General features: G+C 49.9%; 20 protein-coding genes. 12 read left to right on the top strand and 8 right to left on the bottom strand.

Annotation, left to right across the window (positions count from 1 at the left end; translation table 11 throughout):
- Window positions 1–150: 150 nt before the first annotated feature.
- The 6 genes from AAC007_RS05805 to AAC007_RS05780 form a co-directional block, all read right to left on the bottom strand.
- Window positions 151–1641 carry an RNA polymerase factor sigma-54 gene (locus tag AAC007_RS05805; protein WP_295876035.1) on the bottom strand — a complete coding sequence of 497 codons (1491 nt, stop codon included), beginning with the start codon at window positions 1639–1641 and terminating at the stop codon, window positions 151–153.
- A 142-nt stretch (window positions 1642–1783) separates the two neighbouring features.
- Window positions 1784–2509: an LPS export ABC transporter ATP-binding protein gene (gene lptB / locus AAC007_RS05800; protein WP_295876033.1), complete on the bottom strand. Its 726-nt coding sequence runs from the start codon at window positions 2507–2509 to the stop codon at window positions 1784–1786.
- Between the two features lie 2 nt (window positions 2510–2511).
- Window positions 2512–3111 carry a lipopolysaccharide transport periplasmic protein LptA gene (lptA, locus tag AAC007_RS05795; RefSeq protein ID WP_339675197.1) on the bottom strand — a complete coding sequence of 200 codons (600 nt, stop codon included), beginning with the start codon at window positions 3109–3111 and terminating at the stop codon, window positions 2512–2514.
- Entirely contained in the window at window positions 3098–3598 is a 501-nt protein-coding gene (lptC, locus tag AAC007_RS05790; protein ID WP_339675195.1) for an LPS export ABC transporter periplasmic protein LptC, read from the bottom strand. Before lptC ends, lptA begins: the two co-directional genes overlap by 14 nt.
- Window positions 3599–3669: 71 nt before the next feature.
- Entirely contained in the window at window positions 3670–4191 is a 522-nt protein-coding gene (locus AAC007_RS05785) for an HAD family hydrolase (RefSeq protein ID WP_295876025.1), read from the bottom strand.
- Between the two features lie 14 nt (window positions 4192–4205).
- Window positions 4206–5180 (bottom strand): KpsF/GutQ family sugar-phosphate isomerase, encoded by a 975-nt coding sequence (locus AAC007_RS05780; RefSeq protein WP_295876022.1) that lies wholly within the window; start codon window positions 5178–5180, stop codon window positions 4206–4208.
- 192 nt (window positions 5181–5372) lie between these two features.
- Here AAC007_RS05780 and AAC007_RS05775 point away from each other — a divergent pair, with 192 nt between their 5' ends.
- The 6 genes from AAC007_RS05775 (at window position 5373) to hisC (ending at window position 10748) form a co-directional block, all read left to right on the top strand.
- Entirely contained in the window at window positions 5373–6044 is a 672-nt protein-coding gene (locus AAC007_RS05775; RefSeq protein WP_339675193.1) for an ABC transporter substrate-binding protein, read from the top strand.
- A gap of 115 nt (window positions 6045–6159) precedes the next feature.
- Window positions 6160–6393, top strand: a complete 234-nt coding sequence (locus AAC007_RS05770) for a BolA/IbaG family iron-sulfur metabolism protein (RefSeq protein WP_295876017.1) — start codon at window positions 6160–6162, stop codon at window positions 6391–6393.
- Between the two features lie 27 nt (window positions 6394–6420).
- Complete coding sequence (gene murA / locus AAC007_RS05765) at window positions 6421–7686, top strand: UDP-N-acetylglucosamine 1-carboxyvinyltransferase (RefSeq protein WP_339675190.1); 1266 nt, start codon at window positions 6421–6423, stop codon at window positions 7684–7686.
- A 27-nt stretch (window positions 7687–7713) separates the two neighbouring features.
- Complete coding sequence (hisG, locus tag AAC007_RS05760) at window positions 7714–8379, top strand: ATP phosphoribosyltransferase (RefSeq protein WP_339675188.1); 666 nt, start codon at window positions 7714–7716, stop codon at window positions 8377–8379.
- Window positions 8372–9691, top strand: coding sequence for a histidinol dehydrogenase (hisD, locus tag AAC007_RS05755; protein ID WP_339675187.1), 1320 nt, complete (start codon window positions 8372–8374; stop codon window positions 9689–9691). The genes hisG and hisD overlap by 8 nt, the downstream gene beginning before the upstream one ends.
- Entirely contained in the window at window positions 9684–10748 is a 1065-nt protein-coding gene (gene hisC / locus AAC007_RS05750; RefSeq protein WP_339675185.1) for a histidinol-phosphate transaminase, read from the top strand. The genes hisD and hisC overlap by 8 nt, the downstream gene beginning before the upstream one ends.
- Window positions 10749–10756: 8 nt before the next feature.
- Here hisC and AAC007_RS05745 read toward each other — a convergent pair whose 3' ends face one another.
- Window positions 10757–11800, bottom strand: a complete 1044-nt coding sequence (locus AAC007_RS05745; protein WP_295876004.1) for a trypsin-like peptidase domain-containing protein — start codon at window positions 11798–11800, stop codon at window positions 10757–10759.
- Between the two features lie 106 nt (window positions 11801–11906).
- On the opposite strand from AAC007_RS05745, the gene AAC007_RS05740 reads away from it, so the two are divergent.
- Window positions 11907–12668, top strand: coding sequence for a Nif3-like dinuclear metal center hexameric protein (locus AAC007_RS05740; protein WP_339675183.1), 762 nt, complete (start codon window positions 11907–11909; stop codon window positions 12666–12668).
- A 46-nt stretch (window positions 12669–12714) separates the two neighbouring features.
- On the opposite strand, the gene AAC007_RS05735 is transcribed toward AAC007_RS05740, so the two are convergent.
- Window positions 12715–13191 (bottom strand): DUF1043 family protein, encoded by a 477-nt coding sequence (locus tag AAC007_RS05735; protein WP_219042444.1) that lies wholly within the window; start codon window positions 13189–13191, stop codon window positions 12715–12717.
- Between the two features lie 148 nt (window positions 13192–13339).
- Here AAC007_RS05735 and zapE point away from each other — a divergent pair, with 148 nt between their 5' ends.
- The 5 genes from zapE (at window position 13340) to AAC007_RS05710 (ending at window position 18283) form a co-directional block, all read left to right on the top strand.
- A complete protein-coding gene (zapE, locus tag AAC007_RS05730) occupies window positions 13340–14449 on the top strand; it encodes a cell division protein ZapE (RefSeq protein WP_295875997.1) in 1110 nt (369 codons plus the stop codon).
- Between the two features lie 107 nt (window positions 14450–14556).
- Window positions 14557–14985 (top strand): 50S ribosomal protein L13, encoded by a 429-nt coding sequence (gene rplM, locus AAC007_RS05725; protein ID WP_219042442.1) that lies wholly within the window; start codon window positions 14557–14559, stop codon window positions 14983–14985.
- 12 nt (window positions 14986–14997) lie between these two features.
- Window positions 14998–15390, top strand: coding sequence for a 30S ribosomal protein S9 (gene rpsI / locus AAC007_RS05720; protein WP_159239103.1), 393 nt, complete (start codon window positions 14998–15000; stop codon window positions 15388–15390).
- Window positions 15391–15629: 239 nt separating this feature from the next.
- A complete protein-coding gene (petA, locus tag AAC007_RS05715) occupies window positions 15630–16226 on the top strand; it encodes a ubiquinol-cytochrome c reductase iron-sulfur subunit (protein WP_295875991.1) in 597 nt (198 codons plus the stop codon).
- On the top strand, window positions 16226–18283 hold the full coding sequence (locus AAC007_RS05710; RefSeq protein WP_295875988.1) for a ubiquinol-cytochrome c reductase: 2058 nt from the start codon (window positions 16226–16228) through the stop codon (window positions 18281–18283). Before petA ends, AAC007_RS05710 begins: the two co-directional genes overlap by 1 nt.
- The last annotated feature ends 73 nt before the right edge of the window (window positions 18284–18356 follow it).

The raw sequence follows: 18356 nt of genomic DNA, 5'->3' as shown, positions 1-18356 counted from the left end.
TTAGATCACCACATTGTGAGATCTATGCACGAATTTCTTTTTGCCCGCTGGCTGCGGCATAAAGGGCAGTTAATTGGATATGGATTAATATCCTCATGTTTGCACTTTTCCTCGCCAGAGAACAAAATTCCGGCTCGTGTATGGCTCTCTTTAAACTAGTCGTTTCCGCTCATTAGAGGGCGGAATGACCAGTGATTCTCTGTATTTTGCAATGGTTCGCCGCGCAACTTGAATACCTTGTTCGGCGAGTAAGTCTGTGATTTTACTGTCGCTTAAAGGTTTGCGAGGGTTTTCCGCCGCAACCAATTTTTTGATCAGTGCCCGTATTGCTGTGCTCGAGCATTCGCCGCCAGTATCTGTAGATACATGACTTGAAAAGAAGAACTTTAGTTCAAAAATTCCGCGTGGCGTGTGCATGTATTTTTGGGTGGTGACCCGCGAAATAGTGGATTCATGCATGCCGACCGCCTCGGCAATATCGTGTAAAACCAGAGGCTTCATGGCTTCTTCGCCATATTCCAGGAAGCCGCGTTGGTACTCGACGATTTTTGTAGCTACTTTCATCAGGGTTTCATTGCGACTGATTAAGCTTTTAATGAACCACCGTGCTTCTTGGAGATTGTCGCGGATATAGTCATTGTCACTGGCATTGCTACTCTGCCGAGCCATTGATGCATACTGGGCATTGATTTGAATTTTTGGCGCAATATCGGGGTTTAGCTCTACCAACCAGCGTCCCTCTTTCTTGCTTACGAACACATCGGGAATAACGTACTCGGTGTCATCACTGCCTATCGCGTTGCCGGGAGTCGGATCTAGTGACTGAATAAGCTTTAGGATATCGCGTAGCTGATCTTCTTTTAAACGGCAGCGACGCATAATTTGATTGTAGTCGCGATTGCCGAGTTGAGCCATATATTGGCTTACGACTAAACACGCCTCATCGACGTAGGGCGTGTTGCGTGGCATTTGTTTGAGTTGAATCAACAGGCATTCTTGTAGATCTCGACCACCTACGCCTGGTGGGTCGAATTGTTGGATGAGGTGTAATACCGCATTTACTTCTTCTATCTCTATCGCGTCGTTGTCAAAGCCTTCTACAAGCTCTTCTGGATTGACGGTAAGTCTGCCTTTTTCATCGATGGCATCGATGATGGCGTCGGCGATCATTTGGTCTATATCGGACAGGCGGCTTAAGTTGAGTTGCCAGCGCAAATGATCTTGCAGGGAATCTGAGCTCGAGTGTCGATAGTCGTTGTTGTAGTCACTATCCTCACCAGAGGAGCTACTGCCGGAACCGCTACCGCTGGTTTGAAATACGTCGTCCCACTGGCTGTCCACCGGAAGATCTTCTGGAATATCACTGCGTTCAGCCCATTCGGTGTCGGCTTCAGGCTGAGGCGTTTCTATTTCATTGTCACCCGCTTTTTCGGGCTTTTTGGGTTCGGCTGAGGTGGGTTCGGTGTTGACCTCAATATCGCCGTCGTCGTCGCTGATTTCTAGCAGGGGGTTGGAGTCGAGAGCGGATTGGATTTCTTGTTGGAGGTCTAGAGTAGACAACTGTAATAAACGAATCGCCTGCTGCAGCTGGGGTGTCATTGTCAGGCTTTGGCCGACTTTTAGCTGTAGCGATTGTTTCATAGGCTATGGTTTCTACAACATGATTTAAGTGGTAACGCGAACGGTGTTTTGTTCTACCGGCAATTAAATGCCTCAATGTCAGTGTAGTCGTGACACCGATTCCCTGCAATACCTGTGCCGATTCATTTGTAAGGAACATTACTTACAATGTAAATTTGTCACCTAGGTAAATATCGCGAACGATCTGGTTGTTTAGCACCGTTTCGGCGTTGCCTTCAGCGACGATGCGGCCCTCTCCCACAATGTAGGCTTTATCGCAAATGTCTAAGGTTTCACGGACGTTGTGGTCGGTGATTAATACCCCAATCCCCCGTGCCTGCAGGTGTCTAACAATATTTTGAATGTCGTTAACGGAGATAGGATCGACGCCAGCAAAAGGCTCATCCAGTAAAATAAAGCTGGGTTCGGTGGCGAGTGCGCGAGCAATTTCTACCCGTCGACGCTCGCCGCCAGATAGCGCCATACCCTGGGATTTGCGGATATGCGTAATGTGGAACTCCTGCAGGAGTGCCTCAAGCTTATCTTTGCGCTGACTGCGATTTAGATCGCGTCTGGTTTCCAAAATGGCCATGATGTTGTCGGCCACGCTAAGTTTGCGAAAGATGGACGCTTCCTGGGGTAAATAACCTACACCGTGTTTTGCGCGGCCTTGAATCGACAGCTTAGTGAGGTCGCGGTCATCGAGCTGAATACTGCCGCGATCAGCGTTGACAATGCCCACGATCATGTAGAAACAGGTGGTTTTGCCTGCGCCGTTCGGGCCCAGTAAGCCGACGATTTCACCGCTACTAATCGTCAGCGACACATCCTTAATAATTTCGCGGCCTTTGTAGGCTTTGGCGAGGTTCTTAGCTTGTAAAACAGGCATGGTTATTGGGTTCCCTCTGCGGCAGGTGTTGGCGCCGCGTTGCTGCTTTCTGGGCTTGGGCTAGGTTCGGCAGCGCCTTTGTTATCGCCACTAGCGGGTGCGTCATCTGGCGCCGCTTGGGGTTGTAGCGTCATTTTGACGCGATTGTCTTTTTCATTGCTGCCGCCGTCAGCTATTACCATTTGCTTACGGCCGCTGTAGACGACTCTATCGCCCGAGATCTTGGAGCCCTGGTGGGTGATTGAAGCATTTCCTTGCAGCAGTATTTCTTCTTGCTGCAAGCTGTATTCAATACGCTGCGCGCTGGCAATAACCACGCCTTCTTCTGCGCGCGGTTGCTGTTCAAAATACGCGGGGCTGCCTTCGGCGATCACCTTTTCTACTTTGCGATCAGACTCGACGATAGTGAGCTTGTCAGCGCGAATTTTTAATGAGCCCTGGCTCATATTGACATTGCCGATATAGATACCCTGATTATTCTCGTATATCGCGCGGTCAGAGCTCAGGTTGATCGCTTTTTTGCGATCATCGGGAAGGCTGACTGCGATTTGGCTTACAGCGAGGAAAAGCGCGGCAGCAAGTGCGGCTTTAGTAGGGCTCATAGCGACCTTTTACCTGGTTTAGCAGTTCAACGCGCTCATCTTTCAGGCTGGCTTGCATGCCGATTGAGTTTGTTTTGCCGTTGCGTAATTTGAGCGTAAGCGCCAGTGACGTGCTTACCTCACTATTTTCAAGATTAATATTTAGTGCTTCTGTGGAAATTTCCGCCTGGCGAATTAGGTCTTTCACAATGACGGTATTTTCTAGTGTTAGTTGTTCGCCATTTTGTGAAAGTCGTCCCGACTGCGCGCTCGCGGTCCAAGGGCGCTGCTCGGCGATATTACCGATATAGTAGGGCTTTTGTAAGGTGATTGAACCGTCGGAAATTAGGCGCTCGGCGCTATTTGCTCGCCATTGATAGGCTATATCGCCGTTGCTGCTGTATTTAATGCCATTGACGTTAGTCAGGTGTGAGTCGGCATCGGGCGTGGCTTCAAATTGCTCTGTAATACTGAGCTTGCCGCTCTCGCTGTATTGAGTTAAATACACTACTGTCCCTGCTAGCGCGGTTATTGCCGATAGCACCGAAAGTAGTGTGAAAAAGTTAAAGCCTTTCATATTTAAAGGTATTGCTCTAGGGCGTCATTTAGCTTGCCTTGAGCCTTGAGAATGAGCTCGCATATTTCTCTTATCGCGCCATTGCCGCCCGCAGCTTTGGTTTGCCAATCGGCGTGACGAGCAACGTAGTAATGGCCGTTGGCTACGGTAATACCTAGACCAGCCTGGCGAATAGCAGAGAGGTCGGGCAAATCGTCGCCGACGTAGGCAATTTCTTCGAAGCTAAGTCCAAGGTCGCTTCGCAGCTCTTCGAGGGCAACGAGTTTGTCTTCGCGGCCCTGGTAGATTAATTCAATTTTAAGTTCTGCCGCGCGCCGTTTAAGCAGCTCCGAGCTGCGACCGGTTATAATAGCCGGCTTGATACCCGCATCGCGCAGTAATTTTATTCCTAAACCGTCGAGGATGCTAAAGGCCTTTATTTCCTCGCCGCTGTTGCCAAAATAAAGACTGCCGTCGGTTAGTACCCCGTCGACGTCCATCGCCAATAGTTTGATGGGTTTTGCTTTCTCGATAACGCTCTGCATTGCTTCTATATTCTCTATGCGACGCCTGCTTTTAGCAGGTCGTGAGTATGGATAACGCCGACTGGTTTGTGTTCGCTATCGACGGCCACCAGAACAGTAATTTTGTTATCTTCCATAATACGCAGCGCTTCTGCGGCCATCGTGCCGGGGCGGATGGTACGGCAATTGCGAGTCATAATGTCATCAATTGGGCTGCTGTGTATATCTATGCCGCGATCAATAGCTCGGCGTAAGTCGCCGTCTGTAAATATGCCGGCCAGCGCGCCCGATTTATCTACTACTGCAGTCATACCCAAACCTTTGCTGCTCATTTCCAGTAGAGCGCTGCTTAAGGCGCAGCCTAACTCAACGGAGGGTATGGCGGCGCCAGTATGCATTATGCTGTCGATTTTTAGCAGTAGTCGTCTGCCCAGTGCGCCACCGGGGTGAGACATTGCAAAGTCATTGGCCGTGAAACCGCGAGCCTCTAAAAGCGCAATCGCGAGAGCATCTCCCATTACGAGCGTTACCGTTGTACTGGATGTGGGGGCAAGATTGAGTGGACATGCTTCTTCGCTAACGCCTACGTTTAAGTGTACATCCGCGGTTGTGGCCAGTTCTGAGTCTGGTTTGCCTGTTAACGCAATGACGGGTACAGCGAGCAGTTTCAACAGCGGTAAAATAGTGATGAGTTCTGCAGTGGTCCCAGAATTAGAAAGGGCGATGACCACATCGCCAGCGGTGATCATTCCTAAATCGCCGTGACTGGCTTCACCGGGGTGAACAAAAAAAGCGGGGGTGCCGGTGCTGGCCAGGGTCGCCGCAATTTTATTGCCGATGTGCCCAGATTTGCCCATGCCGGTGACAACCACGCGGCCTTTGCATGCCAGTAAAATATCGCAGGCGCGTTCAAACGAGTCGTCGATCCGGTCAATTAAGACACTAACGGCGTCACGCTCCATGGTGATTACGCGTTGCGCTGACCCAATAAAGCTAGAATTATTGCTCACTCAGAATACCTTAGGTAGTTTGCGTCGCCCGTTCAGCTGGCGCTAATCCTGTGTATGATAATTTCCAATGTGACAAATTAACAGGTTTAGCTAAGGTCTGAATTGGGAGTCATTGGCGTAAAATGGGGTCTTAGCTCGCAGTTGCCCGTATTTTATTGGTAATGAAGCACGGATAAAAATTAAGGGGATGGTATGTGTAAAAAAATAGTAGTGGCATTATTTATGGTGTTTGGCCTGTTTTCACAGAGCTTTGCCGCCGACAAAGGCCCCTATGAGGTAGTTGCAGACACTACCCAAGAGTTGGTCAAAGTGATTGAGGATGCGCGTGGTTACATTGACACTGATCCGCAGCGCTTTACCAATGAAGTTCGGCGCATTATGGACGAAGTGGTGGACTTTCAAAGTTTTGCGCGGGGTATTATGGGTAAATATGGCAGTCGTGGTTACTACGAAAGCCTAAAAACGGAAGCCGAGCGTGCGCAGTTTCGCGAGCGCGTAATTCGGTTTACCGATAGTTTTAAAGACGGATTGATCAATACGTATTCAAAAGGCTTGCTTGGCTTTAATGGCAATCGTATTGAAGTGTTGCCATTGGCCGACGATGTGGATTTGTCAGGTAGCGTTGGTGTGCGCCAAGATATTTACGGTGAGCGCGCTAAGCCATATCAAGTTGTCTATACGCTTCGCCAAGGTTCAGATGGTGTCTGGAAATTGCGCAACGTGATTATTGAGGGCTTGAATTTAGGTCGGATTTATCAAAATCAGTTTAACGCCGCAGTTAAACAATATAATGGCGACATAGATAAGGTTATTGCGAACTGGACGGTTGCGCCGCAAGAGGTGATGGAAAAAACCGCAGAGTAACCTTCTTTTAATAGGCGAGGCGAGCCCTGACTAGGGTTTCGCCTCGCCATGTTCTCCGCAATTGCGTACAATTCCGCGCTTGTGCAAAGTAGTGGTAGGTAAGAGCGGGATGGGCATGCAAGTAGAACATATCGAACAGCGTCTTTTAGAGCATTTTCCCAGTAGTGAAGTTGCCGTGAATGGTGATGGCAGCCATTTTGACGTGCGCGTTGTTAGTGATGCCTTTGCCGGATTACGTGCGGTAAAGCGTCAGCAGCTTGTCTATGCTGCAGTCAATGATTGGATTCGGGATGGCTCTTTACACGCCATTAATATTAAAGCGTTGACCCCCGACGAAGCCCAATCTTAAGGCTAAGCGGAATTTCCAGGAGATTTCATGGATAAGTTGCTTATAACCGGCGGCGGGCCGTTGGCCGGCGAGATTCGTGTTTCCGGTTCAAAAAATGCAGCGCTGCCTATTTTGGCGGCTACATTATTGTCTAGCGAACCGGTGATGATTCGCAATCTGCCGCATTTGCATGACATTACCACCATGATTGCGCTACTGCGCAGCATGGGAACCGAATTGATTGTCGATGAAAATCTCGGCGTCGAAATTAATGGTTCAACAACCACCAAAACGACTGCCCCATACGAGTTGGTGAAAACCATGCGGGCCTCGATTTTAGTCTTGGGGCCCTTGTTGGCACATTTTGGCCATGCTCGGGTTTCTTTTCCTGGTGGTTGCGCTATCGGCAGCCGCCCGGTTGATCAGCATTTGCGTGGTTTAGAGGCCATGGGTGCGATAATTGATGTCGACGCCGGATATATTACGGCAACGGCACCCGAAGGTGGTTTGCGCGGCGCCCATGTCTTGTTTGATATGGTCACTGTTGGCGGCACTGAAAATGTCTTGATGGCCGCAGCACTGGCGAAAGGGCGCACGGTTTTAGAAAATGCCGCGCGAGAGCCCGAAATCGTTGATTTGGCAAACTGTCTTATCGCGATGGGAGCCAAGATCAGTGGGCACGGTAGTGCGACAATAATTGTTGACGGTGTAGAGCGTTTACATGGCTGCACCTATTCAGTTATGCCTGACCGCATTGAAGCCGGCACGTATTTGGTGGCAGCGGCGGCGACCCGGGGATCTATACGCTTGCGCGGAATAGGGCCTGAAACGCTAGAGGCAGTATTGGTAAAGCTCGTTGAGGCGGGTGCAAAAGTTGAATCCGGTGAAAATTGGATTACCCTCGATATGGAAGGGCGTCGGCCAAAAGCAGTTAATATTAAGACCGTCCCGTACCCGGGTTTTCCCACAGATATGCAGGCGCAGTTTACCGCGATGAATGCGGTTGCCGATGGGGTTTCCCATGTTACTGAAACCATATTTGAAAACCGCCTAATTCAAACCCATGAAATGAATCGAATGGGCGCTAAAATTAGTATAGAAGGCAATACCGCCATGATTACCGGCACCGAGCGTTTGAAAGCGGCGCCAGTTATGGCCAGTGATTTGCGCGCGTCGGCAAGTCTTGTAATTGCCGGTTTGGTTGCGGATGGGGATACGCTTGTGGATCGCATCTATCATATAGATCGTGGCTATGAATGCATTGAAGAGAAATTTCTTGCGCTCGGGGCCACTATTCGTCGCGTTGCCAATTAAATGCTTTACGGTACCTGGAGTTAATTTGTGGATCAGCCGGTTACTATTGCGCTCACCAAAGGGCGTATCTTAAAAGAAACTCTGCCATTGTTGGCGGAGGCGGGCATCGTGCCCGCCGAAGATATAAGCAGCAGTCGCAAGCTGATTTTTGAGACTAACCATTCACATATTCGTTTGATTGTTATTCGCGGCACCGATGTACCGACCTATGTAAAGCTGGGGTCGGCGGATATTGGTGTGGCGGGTAAAGATATGCTCTTGGAGGTCGGTGCGGGCGATATGTATGAGCCCTTAGATCTCAATATCGCTCGTTGTAAATTGATGACTGCCGGTCGTGTTGGTGAGTCCTTGCCACATGGTCGTGTGCGAGTTGCCACCAAGTTTGTGAATGTCGCTCGCCGGCACTTTGCAGAGCGTGGAATTCAAGTTGAGCTAATTAAGCTTTACGGTGCGATGGAATTGGCGCCCCTCATGGATTTAGCCGATTTAATTGTCGACATTGTGGATACGGGAAATACCCTGCGGGCCAACGGTATGGAACCGCGTGACATGATCGCCGATGTGAGTTCGCGTCTTGTCGTGAACAAGGCGGCGATGAAGCGTAAGCATAAGAGTATCCAAGATATTATCGCGAAGTTAACGGCTGCGGTGGAAGCCCGGCAGAGCGCGGCGGAGCTTGTCAGCAATGGCTGATACTCTAATAAGGCGTATGAGTAGTGCGGACCTCGATTTTGATGCGGCGCTGACGGCATTACTGGATTGGGAGTCGGTGTCGAACCCCTCGGTGGTGGCAACGGTGGCAGACGTACTTGCAAAAGTTCGCGGCGAGGGCGATGCCGCGATCCTTGAGTTCACGAGGCGTTTTGATAGCTGGGAACCCAACGTAGCGGCAGATTTGGAAATCCCGCAGAGTCGAATTCACGCCGCCCTTGCAAACATAAATGCGGATGTTCGCGCGGCCCTAGAAACGGCTGCGGAGCGAATAAAAACCTATCACCAGCATCAGCGCCAAGAGTCTTGGTCATATCGCGAAGCAGATGGCACTCTGTTGGGGCAGCAGATTACCGCCTTAGACCGCGTTGGCTTATACGTACCAGGTGGTAAGGCGACTTATCCGTCATCGGTATTAATGAATGCTATACCCGCTAAAGTAGCTGGCGTTGGCGAGTTGATTATGGTGTCGCCGATCCCCAAAGGCTTTGTTAATGACATGGTGTTGGCCGCTGCGGCTATAGCGGGTGTTGATCGCGTATTTACCATCGGCGGCGCCCAGGCAATTGCGGCACTGGCATACGGTTCAGAAACGATTCCTAAAGTTGATAAAATCGTCGGCCCCGGCAATATTTATGTCGCCACCGCTAAGCGGCAAGTGTTTGGCAGTGTCGGCTTGGATATGATTGCAGGTCCCTCTGAGATTCTAATCATCTGCGACGGTAAGACCGACCCTGATTGGATTGCGATGGATCTTTTTTCGCAGGCTGAACACGATGAAGATGCTCAATCGATATTGTTGAGTCCTGATGCCGACTTTTTAAATCAGGTTGAAGCGAGTATCAGTCGTTTGCTGCCGGAGTCTGAGCGTGCGGATATTATTCGCAGCTCTTTGGTGAGTCGCGGTGCGCTGGTGTTGGTTAACGACATGGATGATGCGATTGCAATTAGTAATCGAATAGCGCCAGAGCATCTAGAGTTATCTGTTGACGATGCGGAGCAGTGGCTGCCAAAAATACGCCATGCTGGCGCTATCTTTATGGGGCGTTATACACCAGAAGCCTTAGGGGATTACTGCGCTGGACCGAATCACGTGTTACCCACCTCTGGCACCGCGCGGTTTTCATCGCCGTTAGGTGTATACGATTTCCAGAAGCGCTCATCCTTGATCGCTTGCTCCGCGGCGGGTGCGTCTGAATTGGCTAAAGTTGCCTCGGTACTCGCGCGCGGGGAGTCCTTGCAGGCCCACGCCCGCAGCGCGGAATATCGCATATTAGGTGATTGTGATGAGTAGGTATTGGAGTCCATTCGTTAAAGATTTAGTGCCCTATGTTCCTGGGGAGCAGCCAAAGTTAAGTAAATTAACCAAGCTCAATACCAATGAAAACCCCTATGGACCTTCGCCAAAAGTACTTGAAGTTATTAGGGCTGAGGCGACTGCCGCGCTGCGCTTATACCCCGACCCGAATAGCGATGTGCTAAAAACGGCGATTGCGGATTACCACGGTGTTGCTACAGAGCAGGTATTTGTCGGCAACGGTTCTGATGAAGTCTTGGCGCATGTTTTTCATGGCTTGTTTCAGCACGGCAAGCCCTTGCTGTTTCCGGATATCACGTACAGTTTTTATCCCGTGTATTGCGGTTTGTATAAGATACCGTACGAGGTGATTCCGCTGGATGACAAGTTCCAGATTAAGATCGAGGAATACCGAGGTATTAATGGCGGGATTATTTTCCCGAACCCGAATGCGCCGACGGGGTGTTTCTTGTCGCTGGCAGAAATTGAACGGCTGCTGACAGTTAACAACGAAACAGTGGTTGTTATTGACGAGGCTTATGTTGATTTCGGCGGTGACTCTGCGATTTCCCTGGTTGATCGCTTTCCTAATTTGTTAGTGACGCAAACGCTGTCAAAGTCGCGCTCATTAGCGGGTTTGCGGGTTGGTTTTGCGGTTGGCCATCCAGATCTAATTGAGGCATTGGAGCGGATTAAAAATAGTTTTAATTCCTATCCATTAGATCGTCTGGCTCAGTTGGGTGCTGCGGCATCGTTTGCGGATGAGTCCTATTTTCAGCAAACCCGGCATGCGGTGATGTCTGAGCGTGAGGCGATGGTGACTCGTCTCGCGTCTTTTGATTTTCAGGTGTTGCCGTCTTCAGCCAATTTTGTATTTTGTCGGCATGTGAGTCGCGATGCCTCGGAGTTGGCGGCGGGGTTGCGAGAAGACGGTGTGATTGTTCGGCATTTTAAAATGCCGCGCATTGAGCAGTATCTCCGTATTACCGTAGGTCGACCCGAAGATAGTGAGGTGTTGTTCAAGTCGCTGCAGCGGCTTCTGGCGTCTGCGTAATTTGCGGCCTAGCTATTAGGCCGCATAGCCACTTCTGTTTCGATTGTGATTGTTTCTTCGCCGCGTAATAAAGCGATTCTCACTCTTTCGCCGGGCCGAGTGTAGGTGATGAGTTTCATGCCCGCATGGCCGTCGCCGACTTGTTCACCGTTTATATTAATGAGAATGTCACCAATTTTTAAACCGGCTTTTTCTGCTGGGCCACTGTTTGCTAGCGCGGTAATAATGACGCCATTAGTGCCCACGCCAACGGGTTGAACTTCAATGCCCAGCCAGCCCCGCAGTGGTCGACCATAGCTAATGAGATCGCTCATGGTACGGAGTGCTAAATCAGTTGGAATGGCTAAGCCGATACCAGTTGATCCGCCACTCTGGGTGTAAATCGCGGTGTTGATCCCGAGTAATCGACCTTTTGTATCGATAAGCGCGCCACCGGAGTTGCCGGGGTTGATTGCGGCGTCAGTTTGAATGAAATTTTCGAACTGGCTAAGGCCTAATCCGTAGCGACCGGTCGCGCTGACAATGCCTTGGGTTACAGTTTGGCCGAAGCCGTATGGGTTGCCGATGGCGAGCACGATGTTGCCGACGTGAATTTTTGATGGGTCGCCAATGGTTATACTGGTGAGGTTGTCTAAGTCGATTTTTAGGACGGCAAGGTCGGTGTCGGCATCGCTGCCGATAACGCTTGCTAGTGCTTGTCGGCCGTCATGAAGTAACACCAATATCTCGTCGGCACCTTTGATGACATGGTAATTCGTAAGCAAATATCCCGCATCACTGACAATGACGCCTGATCCTAGGCTGCGTTCCAGTTGCTGCTTTACGCGGCCGTTGCGGCTGAAAAAATGTTTGAATAGTGGGTCGTCGGCAAGTGGGTGGCGCTGTTCTACAACTTTGGTAGTGTAAATGTTGGCAACGGCCGGTGCCGCGTGTTCAACGGCGTAAACGTAGTCTTTGTCGCGATCTCTGGGTAGATAGGCGAGTATGCATAGGCCGAGTAAAATGCCGCAAATGGTGGGCCAGATCAGTGGTTTCAGGCTGTTCCGTGTCAAGTGTCGGTCCTCGCTGGGTGATTAAGTGGGGAAGCACTGGATGCTTGTCTTTATGGGGTGCTAGCCTAGCACGAAATGTGACATTTCAGAATTAATGTGAGGGTTTATGGCGGTTTCTCTTGGTGATTTGCTTGCTGCGGCAGATAACATTTTAGATCCAGCACAATTTAGCGATTACTGCCCGAATGGATTGCAGGTGGCGGGCAGTGAGACCGTTCGTCGTATCATCTCGGGCGTCACTGCTTCGCAGGCCCTAATTGAGGCCGCGATTGCAGAAAAGGCGGATGCCATCATGGTCCATCATGGTTATTTTTGGCGCGGCGAAGATCCCTGTATTGTCGGTATGAAGCGAAATCGACTCGCGTTATTACTCGCCAACAATATCAGTTTAATCGCCTATCACCTGCCATTGGATGCCCATCCGGTACTGGGCAATAACGCTCAGTTGGCCAAGCGGCTAGGTATTCATGTCGAGGGTGGACTTGAGCCTAATAACCCGCGGTCGGTGGGAAATGTTGGTCGCCTTTCTGCGCCAATGAGCGCAGAGGCGTTTGCGGCACACGTAGAGCTAGTGCTGGGGCGTAAGCCATTGTTAGAGGTAGGTCATGACCGACCTATTTCAACGATAGCTTGGTGTACGGGCGGTGCGCAGTCTTATATTGAAAAGGCGTTTGCCGCTGGTGTTGATGCGTATCTAAGCGGCGAGGTATCGGAGCCCACAATACTGGCCGCGCGGGAACTGGGTATTCACTATATTGCGGCGGGGCACCACGCTACCGAGCGCTATGGCATACAGGCTGTGGCGAAAAATCTGGCAGACCAATTTGATCTGTATCATCGATTTATAGATATCGACAATCCGGCCTAAGAACATTTAGGCCGGAAATAGTATGGTGATTTGGATGTGGTGTAGATTACGCGTGCGGAGAGACCGGCGGCTCAAGGTGTTCTTTGGGCTTCTTTTCTGAATCCATGCCGAACTCTTCGTGTAGAGCACCCTTTTTGCCGGGCTGCCGTGGAGCGTAATCTAGTGGTGGCGCTGCAGGGGCAAGTTTGCTCGGCTTGTTATCCAGTACTGGGCGGCCCTCAGGAATGGCCTGCAGAGGACTGATGCCGGTGCTGTGAAGATTTTGTGCGCCCTCCACAATATGGTTGTGAACACTGCGATAGCTTTCGGCCAGCTCGTTAAGTAGTTCACCCGTGCGGTCAAAGTGATGGCTGACTTCTTGTTGATAGTCTTGCTGTTGACGCTGCATATCATTGAATTGCTTTTCTAACGCTGCGCGGTTTTGTTGTTCAGGTCTCATTCGACCAACAATGAAATAGCCTACCGCTGCGCCGATGAGTAAGCAGATAATGGCGACGGCGATTAATGTATTGATGTCTTGCACAGAGGTTCCTCCGATGAGTCGACGTAGTTGTCACTCCTTCGCTACAGTATAACCCCTCGTTGGCTGGGGTTCAGTACTCCCGGATAAAAAATTGCCAATTGGGTTGTGGCTCGGTACAGTTGCGCCCGTCTTGAAAGAGGCTATACGAATGTCTACTCCCATACAGCGTTATCAGCACGATCTCACGCAGGCCGATTTTTCTTATGATCCGGCTCAGGAACATGCTGTGCAGTGTTTGCAGCGCTTATATGATGATCTGCTCGCTCAGCCCTCGCAGCGTGGTAGCAGCTTTTTTGCTCGTGTAGGGGCCAAGCTATCAGGGCGAAATACCCCTCCGCCGACGATTCGCGGGCTGTATTTTTGGGGTGGTGTAGGTCGAGGGAAGACGTATCTCATGGATACTTTTTTCGATACATTGCCTTTCGAAAACAAAATGCGCGCGCACTTTCACCGCTTTATGCAGCGAGTGCATCGCGAGTTGAAATCCCTGTCAGGTGAGAAAAACCCATTAGTCATTGTTGCTGATCGCATAGCCGACGAGGCGAGGGTGATTTGTTTTGATGAGTTCTTTGTATCAGATATCACCGATGCGATGATTCTGGCTGGCTTATTTGATCGGCTCTTCGCGCGCGGCGTGGTTCTTGTTGCGACGTCAAATATTGTTCCAGATGGTTTGTACAAAGATGGTTTGCAGCGGGCGCGGTTCTTACCCGCCATTGCCTTGATAAAAGATAGGGTTGATGTGGTTAACGTCGATGGTGGCGTGGATTATCGTCTGCGGGCGCTTGAACAGGCCGAGCTCTATTATCACCCATTGGGTGAGGCTGCGGATCAAAGTTTGGCCCTGAGTTTTAAGCGCTTGGCGCCTGAGGCTGCCAGTGCAGATCAGCTGCTTGATATCGAGGGGCGGCAGATTCAGGCCTTATTTGTCGCTGACGATGTTGCGTGGTTTGATTTTTCAGAGTTGTGTGATGGACCGCGCAGTCAGTATGATTATATCGAGCTGGCGCGGGTGTTCCATGCGGTACTTATTAGTAATGTCCCGCAAATGGGTGCTGGAAGGGATGATCAGGCGCGTCGTTTCATTAATTTGATAGATGAGTTTTACGACCGTAACGTTAAGCTGGTATTATCCGCCGCTGCACCGCTGGAGCAGTTGTATACTGGCGGTCGATTGGATTTCGAATTTGAGCGCACTCAGAGTCGCTTGCTTGAAATGCAATCAGAGGAATATCTGGCCTGCGAGCACCGGCCATAGGTCATTGAGAATTATGGCTTACAAAATCAATATTCCACTTGAAAAACCCTTGGCGCTTATGTAGTATTCGCGCTCTTTGTTCGGTACGGGCCCTATAGGCGAGAAACATGAAAACCTTAAGCGCAAAACCCAGTGACGTAATACACGACTGGTACGTAGTAGACGCCGCCGAAAAAACATTGGGTCGTTTGGCCAGTGAGATTGCGCATCGTTTGCGCGGTAAGCATAAGCCTGAATACACGCCTCATGTTGATACTGGCGATTATATCGTTGTTGTTAATGCGGAGAAGATTCGCGTTACTGGCAACAAAGCAACTGGCAAGATCTATCATCACCACACTGGTTATCCAGGTGGATTGAAGTCTATAAGCTTCGAAAAGTTGATTGATAAAGCCCCTGAGCGCGTGATCCAGGGTGCGGTAAAGGGTATGTTACCCAAGAATCCGCTGGGTCGTGCAATGTTTAAAAAATTGAAAGTCTACGCTGGAACTGAGCATCCCCATGCCGCTCAGCAGCCAGTTGAACTGAATATCTAACGGAAGCGCAATATGTCAGCCACCCAGTATTACGGTACAGGTCGCCGTAAAACCTCCTCAGCTCGTGTATTCCTGAAAGCAGGAACAGGTGCTATTTCAGTTAATGCTCGTACTCTTGACCAGTACTTTGGTCGTGAAGTTGCGCGTATGATCGTTCGTCAGCCGCTTGAGCTGGTCGAAATGGCTGAAAAGTTTGATGTGACTGTAACGGTTAGCGGTGGTGGTAGTTTTGGCCAGGCTGGCGCGATTCGTCACGGTATTACTCGTGCTCTTATGGAATACGACGAAGGTTTGCGCAGCGGTCTGCGTAAAGCTGGATACGTAACTCGCGATGCTCGCGAAGTTGAGCGTAAGAAAGTCGGTTTGCGTAAAGCACGTAAGAAGCCGCAATTCTCCAAGCGTTAACCGCGACGACCATCTGGTCTGTGGAGATTGCCGCTACGGCACTCGGAAAACGCCCACGAGCTTTTATGTGGGCGTTTTTTTTTGCTCAAGCAAAGGGCCTGATATAGGTCTTTGCTGCGCATTAATGTTGTCAGTAAGGGTCAAGTTCATTACTATTTGGCCCATTTGGAATTTTGGATTTGGCTCTGTTTCGAGAGGCGGGGCCTGCCTGAGTTTTCGTATATTATGGGGGAATCGTCATGAGCAATGACGGCATAAATACAGGGCGTCGACGCTTTCTGACGGCTGCAACATCCGTTGTGGGTGCCGCAGGCGCAGTCGGTATAGCAACACCCTTCGTGGGTTCTTGGAATCCAAGCGCTAAAGCAAAGGCTGCTGGTGCACCGGTAAAGGCTGATATCAGTAAGCTGGAGCCGGGCCAGATGGTTGTTGTCGAGTGGCGCGGTAAACCCGTTTATGTGGTGCGTCGTACTGAGGAGCAAGTTGCGGGCTTAAAGCAGCTTGATCAGTACATGAAAGATCCAGCCTCTGAGGGTTCCGAGCAGCCAGAGTACGTTGATTCAGCATCGCGTGCTATTCGCCCGGAATATCTTGTCCTTGTTGGTTTGTGTACCCACTTAGGTTGTGCGCCAAAGCATTACCCTGAGGTCGGTGTTCCCGATTTGGGCGGTAAGGCATGGCTTGGTGGTTTCTTTTGCCCATGTCACGGTTCACGTTTTGATTTGGCGGGACGCGTTTACCAAGGTTCGCCTGCGTCTCAAAACCTTGTTATTCCTCCGTATTCCTACGAGGGTGACAATGTGATTGTTATCGGTGTTGATCAGGGGGCTGCGTAATGATCAAAATGTTAGTGGGTCTGCGTGACTGGGTTGATGCCCGCCTACCTATTATGCGTGCGTGGGATACCCATATGGGTAAATACTATGCGCCGAAAAACTTCAATTTCTGGTATTTCTTTGGTGTCCTTTCTCTCGTTGTGCTGGTAAACCAGCTACTGACTGGTGTTTGGTTGACCATGAGCTTTACACCAAGCTCTGAAGAAGCATTTCGCTCTGTTGAATACATCATGCGGGATGTCGAGTTTGGCTGGATAATCCGTTACATGCACTCCACCGGCGCGTCAGCGTTTTTTGTTGTGGTGTATCTGCATATGTTCCGCGGCTTAATTTATGGCTCGTACAAAAAACCTCGGGAATTAATCTGGGTTTTTGGTATGTTCATTTTCTTGGCGCTGATGGCTGAAGCCTTTGTGGGATACGTGCTGCCATGGGGGCAAATGTCCTACTGGGGTGCACAGGTTATCATTTCCTTGTTCGGTGCTATTCCTGTTGTCGGTGAGGATATCGTGCAGTGGATTCGCGGTGACTACCTGATATCGGGTATTACCTTGAACCGCTTTTTTGCTCTTCATGTTGTTGCACTGCCAATTGTATTAATTGCGTTGGTTGTATTGCATCTACTTGCCTTGCACGAAGTGGGTTCTAACAACCCAGACGGCGTTGAAATTAAGAAGAATAAGGATGCCAATGGTATTCCTCTGGATGGCGTTGCCTTCCACCCCTATTACACCGTGCATGATTTAACGGCGATAGCGGTATTCATGTTCGTCTTCGCAGCTATTATCTTCTTTGGCCCGGAAATGGGTGGTTATTTCATCGAGTATGCGAACTTTGAAATTGCTAATGGTCTGAAAACGCCAGATCACATCGCGCCAGTTTGGTACTTCACACCGTTTTATTCGGTATTGCGCGCGGTTCCTGATAAGTTACTCGGCTTTATTGCCTTCGGTGCCTCGGTTGCGATTCTATTCTTGTTGCCATGGTTAGATCGCAGCCCTGTGAAGTCGATTCGCTACAAAGGCCGTGTGAGTAAAGCTGCAATCTTGATTTTTGTTGCTTCATTCCTGATCTTGGGTGTGCTTGGTGTGAAAGCGCCAACCGAAGCGCGTACTTTGCTGGCACGTATTTGTTCGGTTATTTATTTCGCCTTCTTCATTCTGATGCCTTTCTGGACCAAGTGGGAAGCGACTAAGCCTGAGCCAACCCGCACTACCGATAGCGGTATGGGCTTTTGGAAGAGTATGTTGGTGCTGTTGGTTGTAATCGTGCTGACGGTATTACCTCTCAAAGCCGCTGGTGCTGAGTCTGCATTTAACTGTGGCACCATGGCTTGCGATCAAATTGATACTGATGTGACTGACGAGGCGTCGCTGCAAAGCGGCGCTAAGACTTATATGAATTATTGTATGGGCTGTCATTCATTAGAATACGGTCGTTATCAGCGCACTGCAGATGATCTCGGTATTCCCGTTGATTTGTTTGAGCAAAACTTAAAGTTTGACGCAGACGCAAAAATTGGCTCGTTAATGACCAATGCGATGGCGGCGGATGATGCAAAAAAGTGGTTTGGCGCAGCACCTCCTGATCTGACCTTGGTTGCGCGAGCTCGCGGCACTGATTGGTTGTACACCTATCTTCGTACTTTCCATTCAGATCCGTCACGTCCTTGGGGTGTTAATAACAAAGTCTTTAAAGATGTTGGTATGCCGCATGTTTTAGTTGAATTGCAAGGTATGCCGCACTGCGCGCCAGGTCCGGTTCACGCGCACAATGGTGGTATACTTCGCGACCCATTAACGGGTGACGATGTATTGTTCGATGAAGACGGCAAGGCGTTAAATCCGTGTGGATCATTTACCTATTCTCCCGAAGGCGCTTTGAGCCCGGCTGAATATGATAAAGTAATCTATGATCTGGTTAACTTCTTGGATTACGTGGGTGAGCCTGCGCAAGCGAAAAGTAAGCGTATTGGTGTATTTGTGCTGCTGTTCATCACGCTGTTCTTTATATTCGCGTACTTGCTAAACCGTGAATATTGGAAAGATGTGCATTAAATTTTGCTACTAGTTTTTACGCTTTTGTAAGGGCTTGTAATAGTTGGCGGGTGGCTCTAGTTAGAGCTGCCCG

This window comes from uncultured Zhongshania sp., assembly GCF_963975605.1.
Taxonomy (GTDB): domain Bacteria; phylum Pseudomonadota; class Gammaproteobacteria; order Pseudomonadales; family Spongiibacteraceae; genus Spongiibacter; species Spongiibacter aquimaris.
Note: the sequence above shows the minus strand (reverse complement) of the source record. Positions and strands in the feature narration are given on the sequence as shown.